This window comes from Demequina sp. NBRC 110056 (assembly GCF_002090155.1).
Classification (GTDB): Bacteria; Actinomycetota; Actinomycetes; order Actinomycetales; family Demequinaceae; genus Demequina.
On the sequence record NZ_BBRM01000009.1, the window covers coordinates 26,066 to 44,079 of the forward strand.

Annotated in this window: 17 protein-coding genes; 8 read left to right on the forward strand and 9 right to left on the reverse strand. The window is 71.4% G+C overall.

What is annotated here, in order from left to right:
* Window positions 1-281: 281 nt before the first annotated feature.
* The 4 genes from valS to B7K25_RS13250 form a co-directional block, all read right to left on the reverse strand.
* Window positions 282-3,137 carry a valine--tRNA ligase gene (gene valS / locus B7K25_RS13235; RefSeq protein WP_084106678.1) on the reverse strand — a complete coding sequence of 952 codons (2,856 nt, stop codon included), beginning with the start codon at window positions 3,135-3,137 and terminating at the stop codon, window positions 282-284.
* A 4-nt stretch (window positions 3,138-3,141) separates the two neighbouring features.
* Window positions 3,142-3,480 (reverse strand): hypothetical protein, encoded by a 339-nt coding sequence (locus B7K25_RS13240; RefSeq protein WP_084106680.1) that lies wholly within the window; start codon window positions 3,478-3,480, stop codon window positions 3,142-3,144.
* A 98-nt stretch (window positions 3,481-3,578) separates the two neighbouring features.
* Entirely contained in the window at window positions 3,579-4,406 is an 828-nt protein-coding gene (locus B7K25_RS13245) for an anti-sigma factor (RefSeq protein WP_084106682.1), read from the reverse strand.
* Window positions 4,403-5,059 carry a sigma-70 family RNA polymerase sigma factor gene (locus B7K25_RS13250; RefSeq protein WP_084106684.1) on the reverse strand — a complete coding sequence of 219 codons (657 nt, stop codon included), beginning with the start codon at window positions 5,057-5,059 and terminating at the stop codon, window positions 4,403-4,405. Before B7K25_RS13250 ends, B7K25_RS13245 begins: the two co-directional genes overlap by 4 nt.
* Before the next feature lie 174 nt (window positions 5,060-5,233).
* Here B7K25_RS13250 and B7K25_RS13255 point away from each other — a divergent pair, with 174 nt between their 5' ends.
* Window positions 5,234-5,650 (forward strand): carboxymuconolactone decarboxylase family protein, encoded by a 417-nt coding sequence (locus tag B7K25_RS13255; RefSeq protein ID WP_159450220.1) that lies wholly within the window; start codon window positions 5,234-5,236, stop codon window positions 5,648-5,650.
* Between the two features lie 172 nt (window positions 5,651-5,822).
* Here B7K25_RS13255 and B7K25_RS13260 read toward each other — a convergent pair whose 3' ends face one another.
* Both B7K25_RS13260 and B7K25_RS13265 read right to left on the reverse strand, forming a co-directional pair.
* A complete protein-coding gene (locus tag B7K25_RS13260; protein WP_084106688.1) occupies window positions 5,823-6,800 on the reverse strand; it encodes a hypothetical protein in 978 nt (325 codons plus the stop codon).
* The gene (locus B7K25_RS13265; protein WP_084106690.1) at window positions 6,797-7,135 is read right to left on the reverse strand and encodes a PadR family transcriptional regulator; all 339 of its coding nucleotides are present in this window, start codon (window positions 7,133-7,135) and stop codon (window positions 6,797-6,799) included. The genes B7K25_RS13260 and B7K25_RS13265 overlap by 4 nt, the downstream gene beginning before the upstream one ends.
* 190 nt (window positions 7,136-7,325) lie before the next feature.
* Here B7K25_RS13265 and B7K25_RS13270 point away from each other — a divergent pair, with 190 nt between their 5' ends.
* From B7K25_RS13270 to B7K25_RS13280, 3 genes are all read left to right on the forward strand, one after another.
* A complete protein-coding gene (locus B7K25_RS13270; protein WP_084106691.1) occupies window positions 7,326-8,126 on the forward strand; it encodes a CPBP family intramembrane glutamic endopeptidase in 801 nt (266 codons plus the stop codon).
* Entirely contained in the window at window positions 8,123-8,902 is a 780-nt protein-coding gene (locus B7K25_RS13275) for a CPBP family intramembrane glutamic endopeptidase (protein ID WP_084106692.1), read from the forward strand. The genes B7K25_RS13270 and B7K25_RS13275 overlap by 4 nt, the downstream gene beginning before the upstream one ends.
* An 88-nt stretch (window positions 8,903-8,990) precedes the next feature.
* Window positions 8,991-9,380, forward strand: coding sequence for a phage holin family protein (locus tag B7K25_RS13280; protein ID WP_084106693.1), 390 nt, complete (start codon window positions 8,991-8,993; stop codon window positions 9,378-9,380).
* Between the two features lies 1 nt (window position 9,381).
* Here the strand turns inward: B7K25_RS13280 and B7K25_RS13285 are convergent, their stop codons facing one another.
* Window positions 9,382-9,792, reverse strand: a complete 411-nt coding sequence (locus tag B7K25_RS13285) for a hypothetical protein (RefSeq protein WP_144019022.1) — start codon at window positions 9,790-9,792, stop codon at window positions 9,382-9,384.
* A gap of 10 nt (window positions 9,793-9,802) precedes the next feature.
* A complete protein-coding gene (ybaL, locus tag B7K25_RS13290) occupies window positions 9,803-11,431 on the reverse strand; it encodes a YbaL family putative K(+) efflux transporter (protein WP_084106695.1) in 1,629 nt (542 codons plus the stop codon).
* Window positions 11,432-11,542: 111 nt separating this feature from the next.
* Between ybaL and B7K25_RS13295 the strand changes: the two genes are divergently transcribed.
* From B7K25_RS13295 to B7K25_RS13310, 4 genes are read left to right on the forward strand one after another with little or no spacing between them, the layout of a single operon-like run.
* Window positions 11,543-12,196, forward strand: coding sequence for a heme oxygenase (biliverdin-producing) (locus B7K25_RS13295; RefSeq protein WP_084106696.1), 654 nt, complete (start codon window positions 11,543-11,545; stop codon window positions 12,194-12,196).
* A gap of 11 nt (window positions 12,197-12,207) precedes the next feature.
* Window positions 12,208-13,356: a hemin ABC transporter substrate-binding protein gene (locus B7K25_RS13300; protein ID WP_084106697.1), complete on the forward strand. Its 1,149-nt coding sequence runs from the start codon at window positions 12,208-12,210 to the stop codon at window positions 13,354-13,356.
* The gene (locus tag B7K25_RS13305; protein ID WP_084106698.1) at window positions 13,353-14,429 is read left to right on the forward strand and encodes an iron ABC transporter permease; all 1,077 of its coding nucleotides are present in this window, start codon (window positions 13,353-13,355) and stop codon (window positions 14,427-14,429) included. Before B7K25_RS13300 ends, B7K25_RS13305 begins: the two co-directional genes overlap by 4 nt.
* Entirely contained in the window at window positions 14,426-15,202 is a 777-nt protein-coding gene (locus B7K25_RS13310) for a heme ABC transporter ATP-binding protein (RefSeq protein WP_084106699.1), read from the forward strand. The genes B7K25_RS13305 and B7K25_RS13310 overlap by 4 nt, the downstream gene beginning before the upstream one ends.
* Window positions 15,203-15,392: 190 nt before the next feature.
* Here B7K25_RS13310 and B7K25_RS13315 read toward each other — a convergent pair.
* The coding region (locus B7K25_RS13315; protein WP_200807969.1) for an HtaA domain-containing protein at window positions 15,393-18,014 on the reverse strand (2,622 nt) is incomplete at its 5' end.

An 18,014-nucleotide genomic window follows, 5' to 3' on the forward strand; every position in this document is an offset into this window, starting at 1 on the left:
GCTCGCCGCCTCGAGAGGAGCTGTGGAGCGCGCTCAGCGCATGCGGGCATGGGGACGTGCTCGGGGCGGCGCACTTCAGCAGTCACCCAATTCGGGTGGCTGCGACCGGCGCCGCTCGCCGCCCCTCGCGAGGGCGACGGTCAGCCACCATCGGGTCACGCCGGCAGCGCCAGAGCGACAGCCAGCCACCATCAGGTGACACGGCCCGTGAAAAAGCGACGCTGAGCCACCACCGCCGCGCCAAGGTGAGAAGCAGGCGCGGGCGGAGCGATCCGCGGGTGCTACGCCTCGGCGAGGACCGCGTTCTCCGTGCGCATCACCGTCGGGTCCGCGATCTCGCTCGCTGATCCGTCCCCGGCTCCGCCGTCCACGCCGGGCTCGAGAGCCGCCACGGCGTCGACGATCTGCAGCGCTCGGACACGTCCGGCCGCCATGAGATCACCCTTGGCTGCGGTGACGCCCGCGACCTTCGACTCCGGCACCAGCAGATCCACGGACACGAGCTCCGTGCGCTGGGACACCTTCGCCTCGGACTTGATCTTGCGCAGCGCCGCGAGCGCCTCGCCCGCGGCATCGACCAGCGACGCCGGCTCGGAGCCCGCGAGGATGCGCAGGGGAGCGGCAGTGGGCCAGGCGGCACGGTGCACGGTGCCGGGACGGAACCAGGACCACACCTCCTCGGAGGCGAACGGCAGCACCGGTGCGAACAGACGCAGGAACGTCTCCAGGGCGATCGTCAGCGTCGCGCGCGCCGAGGCGGCCGCGGGGGAGCACGGCGCGAACGGGTCGATGTCCTCGCCCGGCGCCGCGCCGTCGTAGGCGCGCGTCTTCACCAGCTCGACGTAGTCGTCGCAGAAGGTCCAGAAGTAGCTCTCGGCGAGCTCGAGCGCGCGCGTGTGGTCGTAGGCGGCGAACGCGGCCGTCGCGCCGTCCACGACGTCGGCAAGGCCGGCGAGCAGGGCGCGGTCGAGCGGCTCGGACACGAGCGCGTGCGGGATGTCCATCGCGGCGGCGTTGTGCTCGGCGAGGTCGTGGCCCGCGGACACGGAACCGCCCGCCGCAGCGCCGTCGAAGATGCCGTTGATGACGCCGCCGGTGACGTGCTTGGTCGCGCGCATGCCCTCGGCGAGGGACACGTTGGCGGCCGTGGCGATGCCCGTCGCACCCAGCGCGAACTTCGCGGCGTTGAGCACCTTGTTCGCGAGGCGACGGCCGATCTTCATCTGGCCCTCGTCGAAGGCCGCGTCGGTGCCCAGGCGAGCCGAGGCCGCCCAGTAGCGCACCGCGTCGGAGCCGTGCTGCTCGAGCAGCCCCATGGGCGTGACGACGTTGCCCTTCGACTTCGACATCTTCTTGCGGTCGGGGTCGAGGATCCAGCCGGAGATCGAGGCGTGCTTCCACGGCAGCACGTCGTGCTCGAGGTGCGAGCGCACCACGCTTGAGAAGAGCCAGGTGCGGATGATGTCCTGGCCCTGGGGCCGCAGGTCCATCGGGAACGTCCGCTCGAACAGGTCCGCGTCGTCGCGCCATCCGCACACGATCTGCGGCGTGAGCGACGAGGTCGCCCACGTGTCCATGATGTCCTTCTCGCCGGTGAAGCCTCCCGGCACGTCGCGCTGGTCCTCCGTGTAGCCGGGAGCGGCATCCGCGGACGGGTCGACGGGCAGCTGGTCCTCGGCGGGCACGATGGGGGAGTCCCACACGGGCTCGCCATCGGCGTCGAGCGGGTACCAGACCGGGATCGGCACACCGAAGAAGCGCTGGCGCGAGATCAGCCAGTCGCCGGTCAGGCCGTTGACCCAGTTCTCGTAGCGCTTGCCCATGTGCGACGGGAGGAAGTCCAGGGCCTCGCCGCGCGCGATGAGCTGGTCACGCAGCTCGGCGTCGCGGCCGCCGTTGGCGATGTACCACTGGCGCGACGTGACGATCTCGAGCGGCTTGTCGCCCTTCTCGAAGAACTTCACGGGGTGCGAGATGGTGCGGGGCTCGCCGTCCATGACGCCGGCCTCCTGCAGCATCTCCACGATGCGCTTCTGCGCGGAGAAGACGGTGAGGCCCGCGAGCTCGCCGTACGCCGCGGTCGCCTCGGGCGACTCGAGCCCGGCGGGCGCCTCGGTGCGGAACCGGCCGTCGCGGCCCAGCACGGGCCGCATCGGCAGGTCGAGCTCGCGCCACCAGGTGACGTCGGTGACGTCGCCGAAGGTGCAGATCATCGCGATGCCGGAGCCCTTGTCGGGCGAGGCGAGCCGGTGGGCCACGACGGGCACCTCGACGCCGAACAGCGGCGTGCGGACGTGCTTGCCGAACAGCGGCTGGTAGCGCTCGTCATCCGGGTGCGCCACGAGCGCGACGCACGCGGGCAGCAGCTCGGGGCGGGTGGTCTCGATCCACACGGACTCGTACGAGCCGGTGGCCTCCTCCGCATCGGCCGCCTTCTCGAAGGCGAGGCGGTGGTAGGCGCCGGGCCGCTCGCGGTCCTCGAGCTCGGCCTGCGCGACCGCGGTGCGGAACGTCACGTCCCACAGCGTGGGCGCCTCGGCCTGGTAGCACTCGCCGCGAGCGAGGCCGCGCAGGAACGCCTGCTGGGCCACGGCCTGCGAGGAGGGGGAGATGGTCTGGTAGGTGCGCGACCAGTCGACGGACAGGCCCAGGTGGCGCCACAGGGACTCGAACTGCTTCTCGTCCTCGTCCGTGAGCCGCTCGCACAGCTCGACGAAGTTGCGGCGCGAGATCGGCACCTGATCGGCGGCCTTGGACGACTTCCCGTCCCCACCCTCGAACGGAGGCTCGAAGCCCTCGACGTACGGCAGGCTCGGGTCGCAGCGCACCCCGAAGTAGTTCTGCACGCGGCGCTCGGTGGGCAGCCCGTTGTCGTCCCAGCCCATCGGGTAGAAGACCTCGCGGCCGGTCATCCGCTGGTAGCGAGCGACCACGTCCGTGTGCGTGTAGGAGAACACGTGGCCCACGTGCAGCGATCCGGAGACCGTCGGCGGCGGGGTGTCGATCGAGTACACCTGCTCGCGCGTCTTGGTCGCGTCGAAGCGGTAGGTGCCCTGCTCCTCCCAGACGGAGTTCCAGCGGTCCTCGAGTCCGTCGACGGTGGCCTTGTCGGGGATGCGCGCAGTCATGGCGCTCATTCTTTCAGACCTCCGCGCGTGCGAGAGCCTCACGTCGTTCGGGCACGGTGGCGAAGTAGCGGCTCACGGCGAGACCAGCGGCAGCCGCGCTCGCCACAGCGACCGCCGCCGCGGCGGGCGAACGGCCGATGCGCGCTCCAGCCAGCAGCGCGCCCGCGGCTCCGGCGTTGATCGCCGACCACGCCAAGTTGTGTGCGGGAGGCGACAGTCCGACTCCCGGAGGGTCGGCGAACGGAGACGGGAACGGCTCACCGCGGAGGGCGTGCCACCCGTGCGGCGCGGCGTTCGCGGCGAAGGCGCCGCCGAGAGCGGCGAGCGCTAGGCGTGCGAAGGAGGTGGCCATCTGCCCACGCTAGGGATGCCGGTCTGCGCCGGTCAATGACGCGACGTGTCAGGACCCAGCGCCGGCTGCCCGCTGGAAAGGAGGGCGCTCGACCGGCCTCAGAGCTCGACGGCGGTGACCACCTCGGTCGGCGTCGTCGAGCCGCCCTCGGGCTCGACGGACACGGCGATCGCCGCGGCGCCGTCGAGGTCCGTGTCCCACACGACCTCCGAGTCGCCGTCGGCCATCACCGGTCCCGGCACCGGAGCGGAGCCGTCCGCGGGCACCACCCACACCTGGTAGGTCTCCTCGTCGTCCAGTCCAGGCGTCTCTCCTACGAGGGCGACTCCCTCGGACGCCGAGACGTAGGCCACGGCCTCGCCCAGGCCGAGCGGCTGCTCGACGACGTCCTCGGCGGTGCGGATGCGCTCGATGTCGGCGGCGAGCTGGCTGGAGTCGCCGCGGTCCGCGAGCATGAGGCCTGCCGTCACGGCGAGGGCGATGCCCAGCAGCGAGGCGGCGGCGACGAGCAGCCGGGAACCTCGCCGCGGCTGACGTCGCACGGGCTCGGGCATGGACGAGGGGACGCTCTCCGCGCCCGCGGCCGGTCCCGTGGGCGCCGATGCGCGCGCTCGGATGTCCGTGACGTTCGCCTCAGGGCGGGTGGGCTCTGCGGTCTCGGCCGTCGGTGCGGACGGCCCCTCCGCGACCTGCTCGGTCGCGGCGATGCGCTCGCGCAGCGAGGCAGCGAGTCGAGCGGCGGCGGCGTCATCGGCCGCGGCCTCGGTCGCGTCGGAGGGCTCGGCGAGCGCCCCGAGCACGTCGTCGTAGCCGGCGAGCTCCTCCTGGCAGGAGGGGCAGGTGGCGAGGTGGGCCTCGAAGTCGCGACGCTCATCGGCGTCGAGGGCGTCCAGCGCGTAGGCGCTCACGAGATCGTGGATGCTCATCGCGGCACCTCCTTCAGGGCTTCTCGTAGTCGTGTCATGCCGTCCCGGATGCGTGTCTTGGTGGTGCCGAGGGGGACTCCCAGCTGCTCGGCGATCTCCGCCTGGGTGCGGCCACCGTAGTAGGCGAGCTCGATGGCCTCACGCTGGAGGTCGGACAGCACGTCGAGCGCCTCCCGGACTCGCGCCGACTGCCAGCGACGGAAGTCGACCTCGACGACGGTGTCCTGCGCGCCGGGCGCGGCCTCGCGCTCGGCCGTGGCCGCCTCGGCCTCGACCTGATCGCGTTGCCGCTGCTCGCGGCGCACGCGATCGATCGCCCGGCGGTGGGCGATCGTCAGCACCCAGGCGCGGGCGCTGCCGCGCGCGGGGTCGTACTTGGGCGACGTGCGCCAGGCCTCGACGAGCGCCTCCTGTGCCACGTCCTCGGCCATGTCGGGGTCGTGGACGACGCGGCGCGCGACGCGGATCACCTGAGCGGCGAGCTCGGCGTAGAGCGCGTCGAACGCCTCGGAGGAGCCGCGCCCGCACGCGAGCAGGAGCTCCTCGAGGGTCGGCGACGCGGCCTCCGGCGGCGCGGTCTCGTTCGAGACGGCGCGCAGGTGGCGTCTGGGCACGGGGCCTCCCCACTGCTCGACGGCGACCGCGGTCACCATGACCGCTCCATGGAAGCATCCGCGATGGGCATCCCGCCACTGCCGCGCCGCAGGACGCCGGCGCGGATCGGGGCGGGGCCGTGGTCGGACATGCCTCTGGTTCGCACGCCGAGGGGTCCTGGATGGCGACGCGCCTCCACGCGGACGGCGCGCGGCGTTGATACCGTCCAGGACGTGAGTGCGGCGAAGGTGAGCCCCGAGTTCCTCAAGGCGTTGGAGGACTTCGATGCTGCCGTGGGCGAGGCGCTCAAGCCGCAACTGCGCGAGATGCTGCGGCTGCGCTGCTCGCACATCAACGGCTGCTCGTACTGCATCCGCCTGCACTCCGAGCAGCTCGCTTCCCTTGGCGCCCGGCCGGAGCTGATCGGAGCGCTCGCCCGCCCCGTGAAGCTCATGCGCGAGGGCCTCGTGAGCGAGGGTGACGCCGCGGCGCTGCGCTTCGCCGAGGTCCTCACGGACTACCCGCGCGGGCTCGAGGTCGAGGCGCGCGACGAGGCCGGCCAGTACTTCACGCAGAAGCAGCTCGGCGCGATCGTCGAGACCGTGGCGGTGATCAACGCCTGGAACCGCGTCACGCGGGGGATGGAGTAGGCGTCTTCGACGCTCATCCACCATCAGGAGACACGCGCCTCCCAGGTCCGACACGGAGCCACCATCACCGCGCTCAGGCGGGCGAAGGTGGGGAGCGGCGTGCGGAGGGCGGTCACGGTGAGTCGCCATCACCGCGCTCAGGTGCGCGACGGAGGGGCCGCGGGCGGTAGGTCTACGCGATCGCCGAGCGGCGGGCCCTCGTCCAGCTGCCCCACACATCCGCGACGCACACGGCGGCGACGACGAGCAGCACGGCCCACTCCGCCTGCTCGAGCGTGATGGTCGTGTTCGCGTCGGGCCAGCCGATCTCCGCGAACAGCTCGCGGTTGAGCAGATCGTGCTGCAGCACCGGGATCGCGACGAGCACGAGTGTCACGACGTCGAGCACGACGGTCAGCCACCAGTCGCCCATGGTCCACCGTCCTCGCACCTGACGGACGATCACCGCGACCGCCTCGACTGCCATGACGAGCAGCAGGCCGGGGAGCACGAAGGCCCATAGCTCGGGGCTCAGGACGGGCAGGCCTTCGCCGGCGGCGTTCGTCGCCCACGGCCACATCTGCTGCCACACGATGAGTCCCGCGGTGATGGCGAGCGTCGCCAGCGCGAAGCCGGTCTCGACGCCGCTGACCCGGACATCGGGCGACTCCTTGAGCCGCTCGACGGTCCACGGCTCGGACAGCTCCTCGGGCTCGGTCCCGGCGCGCTCCATGACGGCGAAGACGAGGGTCACCCAGAAGACGAGGTGAACGCCGACGGTCAGCGTTCCGCCGATCGTCGAGCCGATGATCGCGCCCACGGGCTCACCGCCCAGCCACATGCCGAACGGGATGAGCGCGGCCACGATCGGCAGCACGATCCACAGCAGCAGGATGGTCAGCCGCTTCCACTGGAGGAAGAGCCGCGGGCCGATGAGCATGAGCGGGCTGTCGGCGTAGTCGGCGGCGAGCCGGTCCGGGTCTCCCAGGTCGTTGAGGACCGCCGTCTCGAGGGCCGATGCGCGCTCGGGGACGTCGGCGAGGTCGCCGGCGTCGAGGCGTGCGTCGATCGCATCGGCGATCGCGGCACGGAGGTCGGCCTCCACCTCCTCGCGCTGCTTGACGGGGGTGCGCGAGACGGTCGCGGCGACGTAGAGGTCGGTGAGGCTCATGAGTCCTGTCCAATCTGGTGCAGTGCCTGGGAGATGCGATCCCAGTCCTCGCGCAGCAGCGCGACGAGCTCGACTCCCTCGGGGGAGGTCGAGTAGACCTTGCGCGGCCGGGCGTCGGAGGTGTCCCACGCGAACGTGAGAAGCCCCTGCTTGTCGAGGCGACGCAGGAGGGGGTAGAGGGTGTTGGCCTCGATCTCGAAGCCAAGCTCGGCGAGCCGGCCCAGCAGGTTGTAGCCGTAGTCCGGCGTGGTCGCGAGCAGCGCGAGGCACGCGAGCGACGTGCTGCCGCGGCGCAGCTCCTGGCGGTGCTGGGCGACGAGGTCCGAATCGAGCATGCGTCACACGATACTGTGCGTTACACACTATTGCAAGTGAGCAAGCGTCTCGCGAGCGAGCGCGCTGCCGCGCGAGGGCCGTGGACGCGCCTCACGGGCCCTAGGTCACCGGTGGCAGGCGGGCCGCCCGCTACGTTGGTGCCAGGCGATGCCTCGATGCGCATCGCAGTGATGTGAGAGGAACGGCCCGATGGCAACCGAGCAGCTTCCGACCTCGAGGGTGAGGCCCAGCCTGTGGGTCGCTCTCGCGGTCTTCGTGATCTACTGCGCGATCGTCGTCGTGATGTGGACCATCAACGACGTCGACTACGCCAGCGTGCAGGACTCGACTCAGCAGGCGGTCGACGGCATCGTGGTGCCCATCGCGATCGGCTCGGTCTTCCTCATCGTCGCGACCACCGTGCTCGGCTGGTGGCGTCCGGCCATCGCCGAGCCGCGGCGCAGCGCGCCTCGCTGGATGATCGTCATCCCGCTCCTGTTCGGCGTGGGCGGGCTCGTCACCGTGGCGGGCTCGGACCTGGGAGCGATCGAGACGGGCCACCTGCTGGCGATCCTCGGCGGCGTCGCGCTCGTGGGCTTCGCGGAGGAGCTGCTCAACCGCGGTGTGCTCGTCGTCGGAGCCCGAGGCAAGGGCGGCGAGGTGTTCGTGTGGTTCGTCACCTGCCTCATGTTCGGGCTGCTGCACGCGATCAACGCGTTCTTCGGCCAGGGTGCCGGCCAGACCGTCCTGCAGATCGTCATGGCCTTCCTGTTCGGCTCGATCTTCTACATCTCGCGCCGGGCCACCGGCACGATCATCCTCGGCATGATCGTTCACGCCCTGTGGGACGCGGGCACCCTCACCGCTGCCGCGACGGACAGCGCTGACGCTGCGCTGCCCTCCCTCGGAGGCTTCCTCGGCCCGGTCGCCATGGTCATCGCCGTGGTCGCCCTGTTCTTCGTGTTCCGCTACGACTTGAACGGCCAGAAGAAGGTCAAGGCCGCCGCGTGAGGATCCAGCCTCGCGCGTGGATCGCGCTGACGATCTTCGTCGTCTACGTCGCGGTCGTCCTGACGCTGTGGCTCGCGCTCGGCGTGGACTACCCGACCATGCAGGACACCCCCGAGAACGCGCTGCGCGCTCTCGTCATCGGAATCGGCACGGGCGGAGTGCTCGTCGCGATCGTCACGACGTACCTCGGGTGGTGGCGTCCGGCGCTCGTCGAGACCCGGCGCGTGCCGAGGTGGATGTGGGTCATCCCCGGGCTGTTCCTGGTGATGTCCCTCCTGAACATGCTCACCGTCGAGTGGGGCGCGCTGACGCCCGGCCACCTCGCGACGTTGCTCGCGGGCGTGATCGCTGTGGGCTTCTCCGAGGAGCTCGTCACCCGCGGCACGATGCTCGTGGGCCTGCGGTCGCGGCTGCGCGAGCCCCTCGTGTGGCTCGTGTCGACCACGACGTTCATGCTCCTTCACGCGATCAACGGACTCGTGGGCCAGTCGTGGTCCGGCACCGCCTCGCAGATGGTCGTGACCTTCCTGCTGGGCTCAGCGTTCTACCTCATCCGCCGGGTGTCCGGCACGCTGCTGCTCGGCATGGGCCTGCACGCGCTCTACGACTTCTCGCTGCTGACCTTCGACGCCTCGGGCGCGGAGGGCTCGACGCTCGGCGGCATCCTCGGGGTGCCTCTGTACCTCACGGTGATCGTCGCCATGGCCCTCGCCTTCCGCAAGCCCAAGCCCTCGGAGCCGGCCACCGCCGAGACTGACACGACCGCGGCCAGCTGACGGGCGCATCGGCGCGGCGCGACACGCGGACATCCCATTCGCGCGATCCGTCGCGCGTGAAGCCCCAGGCAGGAGTAGCGTCAGCACCATGGTGCGATTCCTGTGGAACCTGCTGGTGACCGTGATCGGTGCGGCTGTCGGCCTGCTGCTGACTGCCCTCATCATCCCGGATGACTTCGAGCTGGAGGCCAGCGGCTTCATCGTCGCGCTGGTCATCTTCGTTCTGGCCCAGGCGATCCTGTCGCCGTTCATCCTCAAGATGTCCGTGCGCTACGCGAGTGCCCTGACGGGAGGCGTCGCGCTGGTGTCGACGTTCGTCGCGCTGCTGCTCGCGAACATCTTCTCCGACGGGCTCACCATCTCGAGCCTCCTTGGATGGGTGCTGGGCACCGTCCTCGTGTGGCTGCTCAGCGCGCTTGCCGGATGGATCGTCGGCGCGGTGTTCCTCAAGAACAAGCTCGAGGACCGCAAGGGCTGAGTCAGTCCTCGAGGTTGGCGAGCATCTCCTGGAGCACGCCGACCGCGATCGCGTAGTCCCCGTCCGCGACTCCCGCTCGCGCGCGGTCGTGCAGGCTCTCGATCTCCGCGTGCAGCTCCTCGAGCGCCGTCAGCCCGGCGTCGGTGGCGACGTGCTCGTGGTCGACCTCGCCAGCCCAGCCGGCGGCCTCGAGCCCCTCCCACGCCTCGGTGGCGCGTGCCGCACCGTACCCGGCGGGCAGGCGTGCCTCGAGGGCCTCCCAGGTGAGGGGCGCATCGGCCCTTCCGAGCACGCTCAGCACCACGAACTCGGCGCTGGTCGTCGACCGGTCGGCGAGCGCGGACTCGAAGCCGCGCGTGAGCGCGTGGTCGAGCATGCGGGCGAGGGCATCGAGGCGGTCGACGTCGTCCATGGCGCCCACGCTACGCCTGCTCGGGCTCCGTCAGCACGTCGGTCGCCATGAGGTCCGCGACCTCGTAGACGCCCACCAGGACGCGGTCGGCTCCCATCTCGGTCAGGTAGTCGATGTCGACGTCCTCGTGACCGCGGGCCACCACCCGCACGTTCGGCGCGAGCGTCTTGACCTTCGACACGATCGCCCCGGCGTTGAGCGGGTCGGGGATCGCGATGAGCAGCGTGGTCGCCTCGTCGAGGCCGGCGGCGCGCAGCACCTTCGAACGGACCGCGTTGCCGAGGATCGCCTCACGGCCGTCGTCGCGCAGGGCGTTGACGCGGTTCTCGTCGTCGTCGATGACCACGCAGGGCACGTCCTTCTGCCACAGCGTGGTCGCGACGCGGGTGCCGACGCGTCCGAACCCGACCACGATCACGTGCTCCGAGCCTTCGTAGGTGCGCGGGGCGGCGTCGCCGGCCTCGGCGTCGACGTCGCGGTAGGCCCGCGCGGCCCACGCGAACAGCAGCGGGTTGAGGACGATCGACAGGATCGCCCCGCCGAGCACGAGGTCCTGCGCGTCCTGCGGGAGGATGTCGTACTCGCCGCCCAGGGTGACGAGGATGAACGAGAACTCGCCGATCTGGGCGAGCGCGGCGGCGACCACGAGCGACATCTGTCTCGAGTAGCGCAGCAGCCGCACGATCCCGAAGGCGACCACCGACTTGCCGACCACGATGACCAGCGTCGTGACGAGGAGGGCGACGGGCGCCTCGATGACGATGCGCCAGTCGACGAGCATGCCCACCGAGACGAAGAACAGCACGGCGAAGGCGTCGCGCAGGGGCAGCGAGTCGTCCGCGGCGCGATGGGAGAGGTCGGACTCGCGCATGATCATGCCGGCGAAGAAGGCGCCCAGCGCGAACGACACCTCGAACAGCCACGCGGCGCCCACCGCCACTCCCATGCCGATCGCGAGCACGGACAGCGTGAAGAGCTCGCGTGAGCCGGTGCCGGCCACCTTCGCGAGCAGCCACGGGATGACCCGCTTGCCCACCACGAGCATCAGCGCGACGAACAGGCCCACGCGCACGAGGGTCCAGGCGAGCTCACCGGCGATGGCTCCCGGACCAGCGGCATCGGAGGCGAGGACGGGGATGACGACGAGCGCGATGACCATCGCGAGGTCCTCGACGATGAGCCAGCCCACCGCGATGTGCCCGGCTCGGGTGTCGAGCAGCTGCTTGTCCTCGAGGGCGCGCAGCATGACCACGGTCGACGCGACGGACAGGGCGAGGCCGAAGAGGAGCGCGGCGCCGAGCGACCAGTCGAGCCACAGCCCGACGCCGGTGCCGAGCGCGGTCGCGGCGACCATCTGGGCGATGGCGCCTGGAACGGCGACCTTGCGGACGGCGAGGAGGTCTTTGAACGAGAAGTGCAGTCCCACGCCGAACATCAGCAGGATGACGCCGATCTCGGACAGCTCGAGGGCGATGTCGGAGTCGCCGACGAAGCCCGGGGTGTAGGGGCCGATGAGCAGCCCGGCCGCGAGGTACCCGACGATGGGCGACATGCGCAGGCGCTGGGCGACGAGGCCGAGGATGAAGGCGGCGACCAGGCCCACCGCCATCGTGGTGAGGAGCGGGGCGTGGTGCAACATGTCCAGATTCTACGGGGCCGATGTGTCGGTGACATGACGGCGGAGGGCTACCGTGACCAGGGACCCAGAAATTGGGTGACAGCACTCTTTCGTAATTGGTAACATCGCGCCATGACCTCACACGACACGGCCGCGACCGGCCTCGCCGCCCGCCTCCGAGACGCGACCGCCGTCGAGCACAAGGACACCGAGAACCGGGGCTTCATCACCCGCCTCATGGGCGGCGAGCTCGATCTCGACGCCTACGTGAGGTACCTCGCTCAGTACGCCTACGTGTACCGCGCCCTCGAGGCGCGTCAGTCGCAGCCGGGCGACCCGGCCTTCCTGGCCGACCCCGCTTTGCCGCGCTTCGCCTCGATCCGTTCGGACCTCGAGCACCTCGGCGCCGCGGACTGGGAGGTCAGCCACCCGGCCCTGCCCGCGACCCGCGCGTACGTGGAGCATCTCGAGTCGATCGCCGACTCCGACGTGCCGCGCTACCTCGCGCACCACTACACGCGGTACCTGGGCGACCTGTCGGGCGGCCAGGCCATCGCCGCTCTCGTGGCCCGCCACTACGGCGCGACCGAGTCTCAGCTCGCGTTCTACCGCTTCGAGCAGATCGACTCGGCCGTCAGGTACAAGCGTGCCTATCGCGAGCAGCTCGACGCGCTGACCTTCGACGAGGCTCAGGAGGCCGCGCTGATCGCCGAGGCCAAGGGCGCGTTCGGCTTCAACGCCGCGATCTTCGAGGCGCTCGGCGGGCAGCTCGCCGTCACGTCCTGAGCGGAGCAGTCATGCGTCACCTGCGGTACGCGGTCGCCGCGGCCGCGGCAGTCCTCCTGTCCGGCTGCGGGGTCTCGCTGACCCCGGATGAGCCGGTCTCGAGCGCCGATGCGGTGGTCGCGGGCGACGACCTCGCGGCGGTCGTCACGGAGCACGAGTACGTCTCGCCGCTCGACGGCGCGACCGTGCTCGAGGACCCGGCCGCCTTCGTCGGCGAGAGCACGGCGGTGCTCGCTGACGACACGGTGCGCGTGCTCGACGAGGTGGATCAGCCGGCGCTGCCGGCGACTGTGACCAGCCACCACCGCGACGGCGACCGAGACGTCACGGTCACCGACGCGAGCCGGGTCGTCGCGATGGACATCGCAGGCTCGATCTCGGCGACCGTCTGGGCCCTGGGTCTGGGCGATGCGCTCGTGGGTCGCGACGCCGCGAGCGACTTCCCCGGGGTCGAGGATCTTCCCGTGATCACGGGGTCGAGCCACACGGTCAACGCCGAGGCCATCCTCGCCCTCGAGCCGACGCTGGTGATCACGGACGGCTCCATCGGTCCGACCGACTCCGTCGACCAGCTGCGCGACGCCGGGGTGCCGGTCGTCTACGTCACCAACGACTCGACCTTCGCCGGCGCGGAGGAGCTCGCGCGGCAGGTGGGTGCCGCCCTCGGCGTGCCGGACGCCGGAGATCGCCTCGCCGAGCGCATCGGCGACGAGGTCGACGCCTCCGTCGAGCGCATCGGCGCTCTCGCACCCGCCGAGGGCGAGGGCCTGCGGATGATCTTCCTGTACCTGCGCGGCACCGCGGGCGTCTACTACATGTTCGGCGAGGAGTCCGGCGCGGACGAGCTCGTGCGAGCCCTCGGCGGCGTCGACGTGGCCGCCGAGATCGGGCTCGACGGCATGAAGCCGCTAACTGACGAAGCGATGCTCGCCGCGGATCCCGACCTCATCCTCGTGATGTCCAAGGGCCTCGAGTCCGTCGGGGGCGTCGATGGACTCCTTGAGGCCAAGCCCGCGATCGCCCTCACCCAGGCGGGTCAGCAGCGTCGCTTCGTCGACATGGCCGACAGTCAGATCCTCGCGTTCGGGCCGCGCAGCGCGCCCATCCTCGAGGCCCTCGCCGCCGCGATCTACGCCCCGGCTGACAGCTCCACCCCGTGACCGCCACCCCAGCCCCCACCGAGGTGAGGCGCTCGCACCTCGCCGCGCGCGCATCGGCCGTCATCTCCGTGCTGGTGGTCGCACTCGTCGCCGGAGTCCTCGTGAGCTCGGCGGCGGGGCAGCTGCCGATCGCGATCACGGAGGTGATCGGCGCCTTCGGCAAGGGGATCGGGATCGACAACGCGTGGGCGCCGTCCGACGACGTGCTGTACCAGGCGCTGTGGCAGATCCGCTTCCCGCGCGTCGCGATGAGCCTGCTCGTGGGCGCCGCCCTCGCGGTCGCCGGAGCCGTCATGCAGGCCATCTTCGGCAACCCCCTCGCCGAGCCCGGCGTCGTGGGAGTGTCGTCCGGCGCGGCGCTCGGCGCGGCCCTCGCGATCGTCTCAGGCGGCGCGCTCGCGGGCGTGCTCGGCACCGCGTCGCTGGCGTTCCTCGGCGGCGTGGGCGCCACGCTGCTCGTCTACGTCATGGCGCGGTCGAACGGCCGCACCGAGGTGGTGACCCTGCTGCTCACCGGCATCGCGGTCAACGCCTTCGCGGGCGCTGGCCTCGCCTTCGTGCTGTTCGCCGGCGACACCGCCGACCGCGAGCAGATCGTCTTCTGGCAGCTCGGCACGCTCGGCGGCTCGCGCTGGCACGAGGTGGCGGTGGTCGCGGCGTTGACCGTCTTGGGCGTCGCGCTGTCGCTGGCGTTCGCGCGTCGCTACGACCTGCTCGCGCTGGGGGAGCGGACCGCCGGCCATCTGGGCCTGCGCGTCGAGCGCCTGCGCATCGTGTCCATCGTCCTCGTCGCCGTGCTCACCGGCGCCGCGGTGGCGTTCACGGGCATCATCGCCTTCGTCGGCCTGGTGGTGCCGCACGCGATCCGCATGCTGCTCGGCCCGGGTCACCGGATGCTGCTGAGCGCCTCGGTGCTCGGCGGCGCCGTGCTGCTCGTCTGGGCCGACCTCTTCGCCCGCACCGCGGTGCAAGGCGCGGAGCTGCCCATCGGCCTGCTCACGTCGCTCATCGGCGGACCGTTCTTCTTCTACCTGCTGCGCCGCGCGCGCAACCGCCAGGGGGGCTGGGCATGACCGCCGCGTTCTCCGCCCGAGGCGTGACCGTGCGCATCGGCTCTGCCACGTTGGTCGCGGACGCGTCGCTCGACATCGGCCACGGGGAGCTCGTCGCGCTCGTCGGACCCAACGGTGCCGGCAAGTCGACGCTGCTGAGCGTGCTCGCGGGTGACCGCGCGCCGTCGGCCGGCGAGGTGACCATCGACGGCCGTGCGCCGGGGGACTGGGGCCCGCGCGATCTCGCGCGCCGCCGCGCGGTCCTCACGCAGGACAACCAGGTGGCGTTCCCGTTCCGCGTCCGCGAGGTGGTCGCCATGGGACGCTCGCCGTGGCAGGGCTCAGCCGACGATGCGGACGACGACGCCGCGATCGCCGAGGCCCTCGCCGAGTGCGACGTCACCCACCTGACGGAGCGCACCTTCACGTCGCTCTCCGGCGGCGAGCGCGCCCGGGTCTCGCTCGCGCGCGTCCTCGCGCAGCGCACCCCCGCGGTCCTGCTCGACGAGCCCACCGCGGCTCTCGATCTGCGCCACCAGGAGGACGTGCTCGGCGTCGCCCGCCGCCTCGCGGCCAGCGGTACCGCCGTGGGCGTGGTCCTGCACGACCTGTCGCTCGCCGCCGCCTACGCGGACCGGATCGCGGTCATGGAGCGGGGCGCCATCGCCGCCCTCGGCACGCCGGCCGAGGTGCTCGAGCCGGCCCTGCTGGAGCGGGTCTACGGCATCGGGGTGCGCCTCGTGGCGGACCCCGAGGGTGGTGCCCCCATCGTGGTGCCCGCCCGCACCCGCTGACGCCTAGAGTCAGACCCGGCGACCGCATCGGCCCTCACGCGGCCGTCACCCGCCCCTCGTGCGCGAGTTGGGCCCTACTGGTGCATCAAGCGCCGGCGATGCACGGGAATCGACCGCCGTGACATGCGGCAGGGGCCGCCCTCCCTGTCGCCAGGAAGGGCGGCCCCTGCGGGTGCGGCCGATGCGCGGGTCAGCTGCGGCGGCGGACCGCCACGATGGCTGCCGTCGCGGCGCCGATCACCGCGAGGGCGACCACGGCCCAGATCCACCAGGACGAGGAGTCGGACTCCTCGACGGCCTCGGCGACCTCGGGGCTCGCCTCGGGAGTGGGCTCGGCGGACGGGGTCTCGGAGACCTCCTCCTCGGGCTCCTCCACGGTCTGGCCAGCGAGGGCCAGCACGCAGCCGTCGGCGCTGCCGAGAGTCACCGTGAGCGCGTCGAGCGCGTCCCCGGCGGGGTAGGTGCCGAACGCTACCGAGCCGGCCTCGGTGAGCACCGCGGGCACGTCGGCGATGGTCACGATGTCGCCCTCGGCGGAGATGGTCGCCGCGTCGAGCTCCAGCTCGGCGAAGCGCACCGCCTCCTCGGTCACGGCGTCGCCGCCCTGGGTGGTGCCGCTCACGTCGAGCAGCAGGTACGCGCCGTCGGCCGACAGCTCGATCACCGGGTTGGCGATCGTGGTGTCGAGCGCGCCCTCGTGGCCCGTGAAGCGGACCGAGCCTGTGTAGTCCACGGTGCCGAGCAGCGTCTCGGGGTCGATCGCGCCGCCGCCGTCGACCCAGGAGAAGATGCCGCCCTCCTCGGTGACGCCGTCGAGCACCCACTCGCCGTTGGCGATGGAGGACTCGATGTAGGCGCGGAAGGACTCCTTGAAGCCCCAGTCCAAGGTCGCGCCCTCGACGAGGCACATGCCCTCGAGAGCGGAGCGGTCCGGGATGTTCAGCACGATGCCCTTGTCGACCGAACCCTGGAACGTCAGGGTGTGCTCGCCGACGAGCGAAGCGGGCAGGGCGCCCGTCCAGCTCGCGACGCCCTGCGCGTTTGCCTGGATGTCGGTGGCGAGGACCGTCGGGGTCGAGTAGATGACCACGGCGATGCCGGTCTCGTTCGGCTGGAAGCCGTCGACCTCGATCGTGACGGTCTCACCCGCGAGCAGACGCTCGAGGGTCTCGTCGTCGAGGACGATGCCCGTGGTGGCGGGCGGGGTGTCCGGGATGGCGGAGTCGGTGCTCGAGTTCACCGCCGAGGCGACGACCGTCGTCCCGCCGCCACCGGATCCCGCCGGTGCCGCGACGCCGAACGTCACGGTGACGGGGGCGAGCGCGCGGCCGGCGCTGTAGAAGCCGTTGAAGGCGCGAGCGCCAGCAGCGGTGAGCGTCGCCGGAGCGCCGGAGTAGCGGACGGCGTTGTCGAGCGTGGTGCGGTTGCCCGCACCGAGGTTGACGGTCGCGAAGTCGACGCGCGAGCCGTTGACCGCGAGCGAGATCACCGCGCTGTTGGTCCCGGTGAGGCGCACCTGCGGGTTGGCGAACCGCAGCGAGAGGTCGCCGTGGTGGCCGCTGAACAGCACCGAGCCGCCGTAGGTGGCCGTTCCCGTCCCGGTTGCCGGGTCGGCCGAGCCGCCCGTCTGGAGGAACGTGTACGTGCCGCCCGAGGCGCTCGCACCGCTCACCGACACGGTGCCCTCGGCGATCGGTCCGGTGACGTAGTTGCGGAACGCGGTGTCGATCGCCCACGTGAGGCGCCCGACGACGGAGCCGTTGTCCGTGGACGTGCCGGTGTCGCCGCCGGAGCTCGAGCCGCCGGTGCCGGCGCCACCGTTGCCGTTGCCAGAGCCGCCGTTGCCGGTGCCGCCATTGCCTCCGTTGCCGCCGGAACCATCGGTGCCACCGGTGCCGGTGTCGCCGCCGCCTGCGGAGGAGTCCGAGGCGCCCACGGTGAACGTCACGGGGTCGATGGCCGTGCCCGCGGGATAGAACCCGTTGAAGGCGGAGGCGCCGCTCGAGAGCAGCGTTGCGGGGACGCCGGTCCACGTCGTGGCGCCCTCGCTCGAGGTGCTGAGGCCACCGCCGAGCGCGAGGTTCGCGAAGTCCACGCGGGTGCCGTTGACCTTGAGGGTCAGCACTGCCGTGGTGGTGCCCGTGAAGCGCACGTACGGGTCCGCGAACGTCATGTCGAGGTCTCCCTCGTGGCCCGTGAAGCGCACCGCGCCCGCGTACTGGGCCGTGCCCGTCCTGGTGTTCGCGTTGGCGTCACCGCCGGACTGCGTGAAGCCGAACACGCCGGCCGATGCGGTCGCGCCCGACGTCGTCACGTCACCCTTGGCGATGGGTCCCGTGATGTAGTTCGTGAACTGGGAGTAGATGCCCCACTGCAGGTCGCCGACCGGAACCTCGGGCTCGGGTGCGGTGAAGGTGATGGGGTGGAACGAGTCGTAGGTGGTGTTGCCGGGGAACTCGTGGTTGAGGCGGAAGAACAGTCCGCACTGGGTGTCGCCGACTTCGGCGCAGACGGTGTCTCCGACCTGGTTGGTGACGTCGATGGTGGTGGTGAAGGTCCACACGCCGTCGGTCACGGTGCCGAGACCGGGGTAGCCGTAGCTGGGGGTCTGCAGGAGCAGGGTCTGCTGGCTGGAGTCGCAGGCGTCGCCCGAGAGGCGGCCTTCGCCCTCGATGCACCACATGCCGTAGAGGGCGGTGGGGCGCAGTGCCGGTGACGGCGGGGTGGTCGAGTAGTCCGAGCCCATGAGCTCGGCCGGGAGCACTCCGGAGATCTCGACGCTGGCGCCGGTCTCGGTCTCGGTCACGTCGGT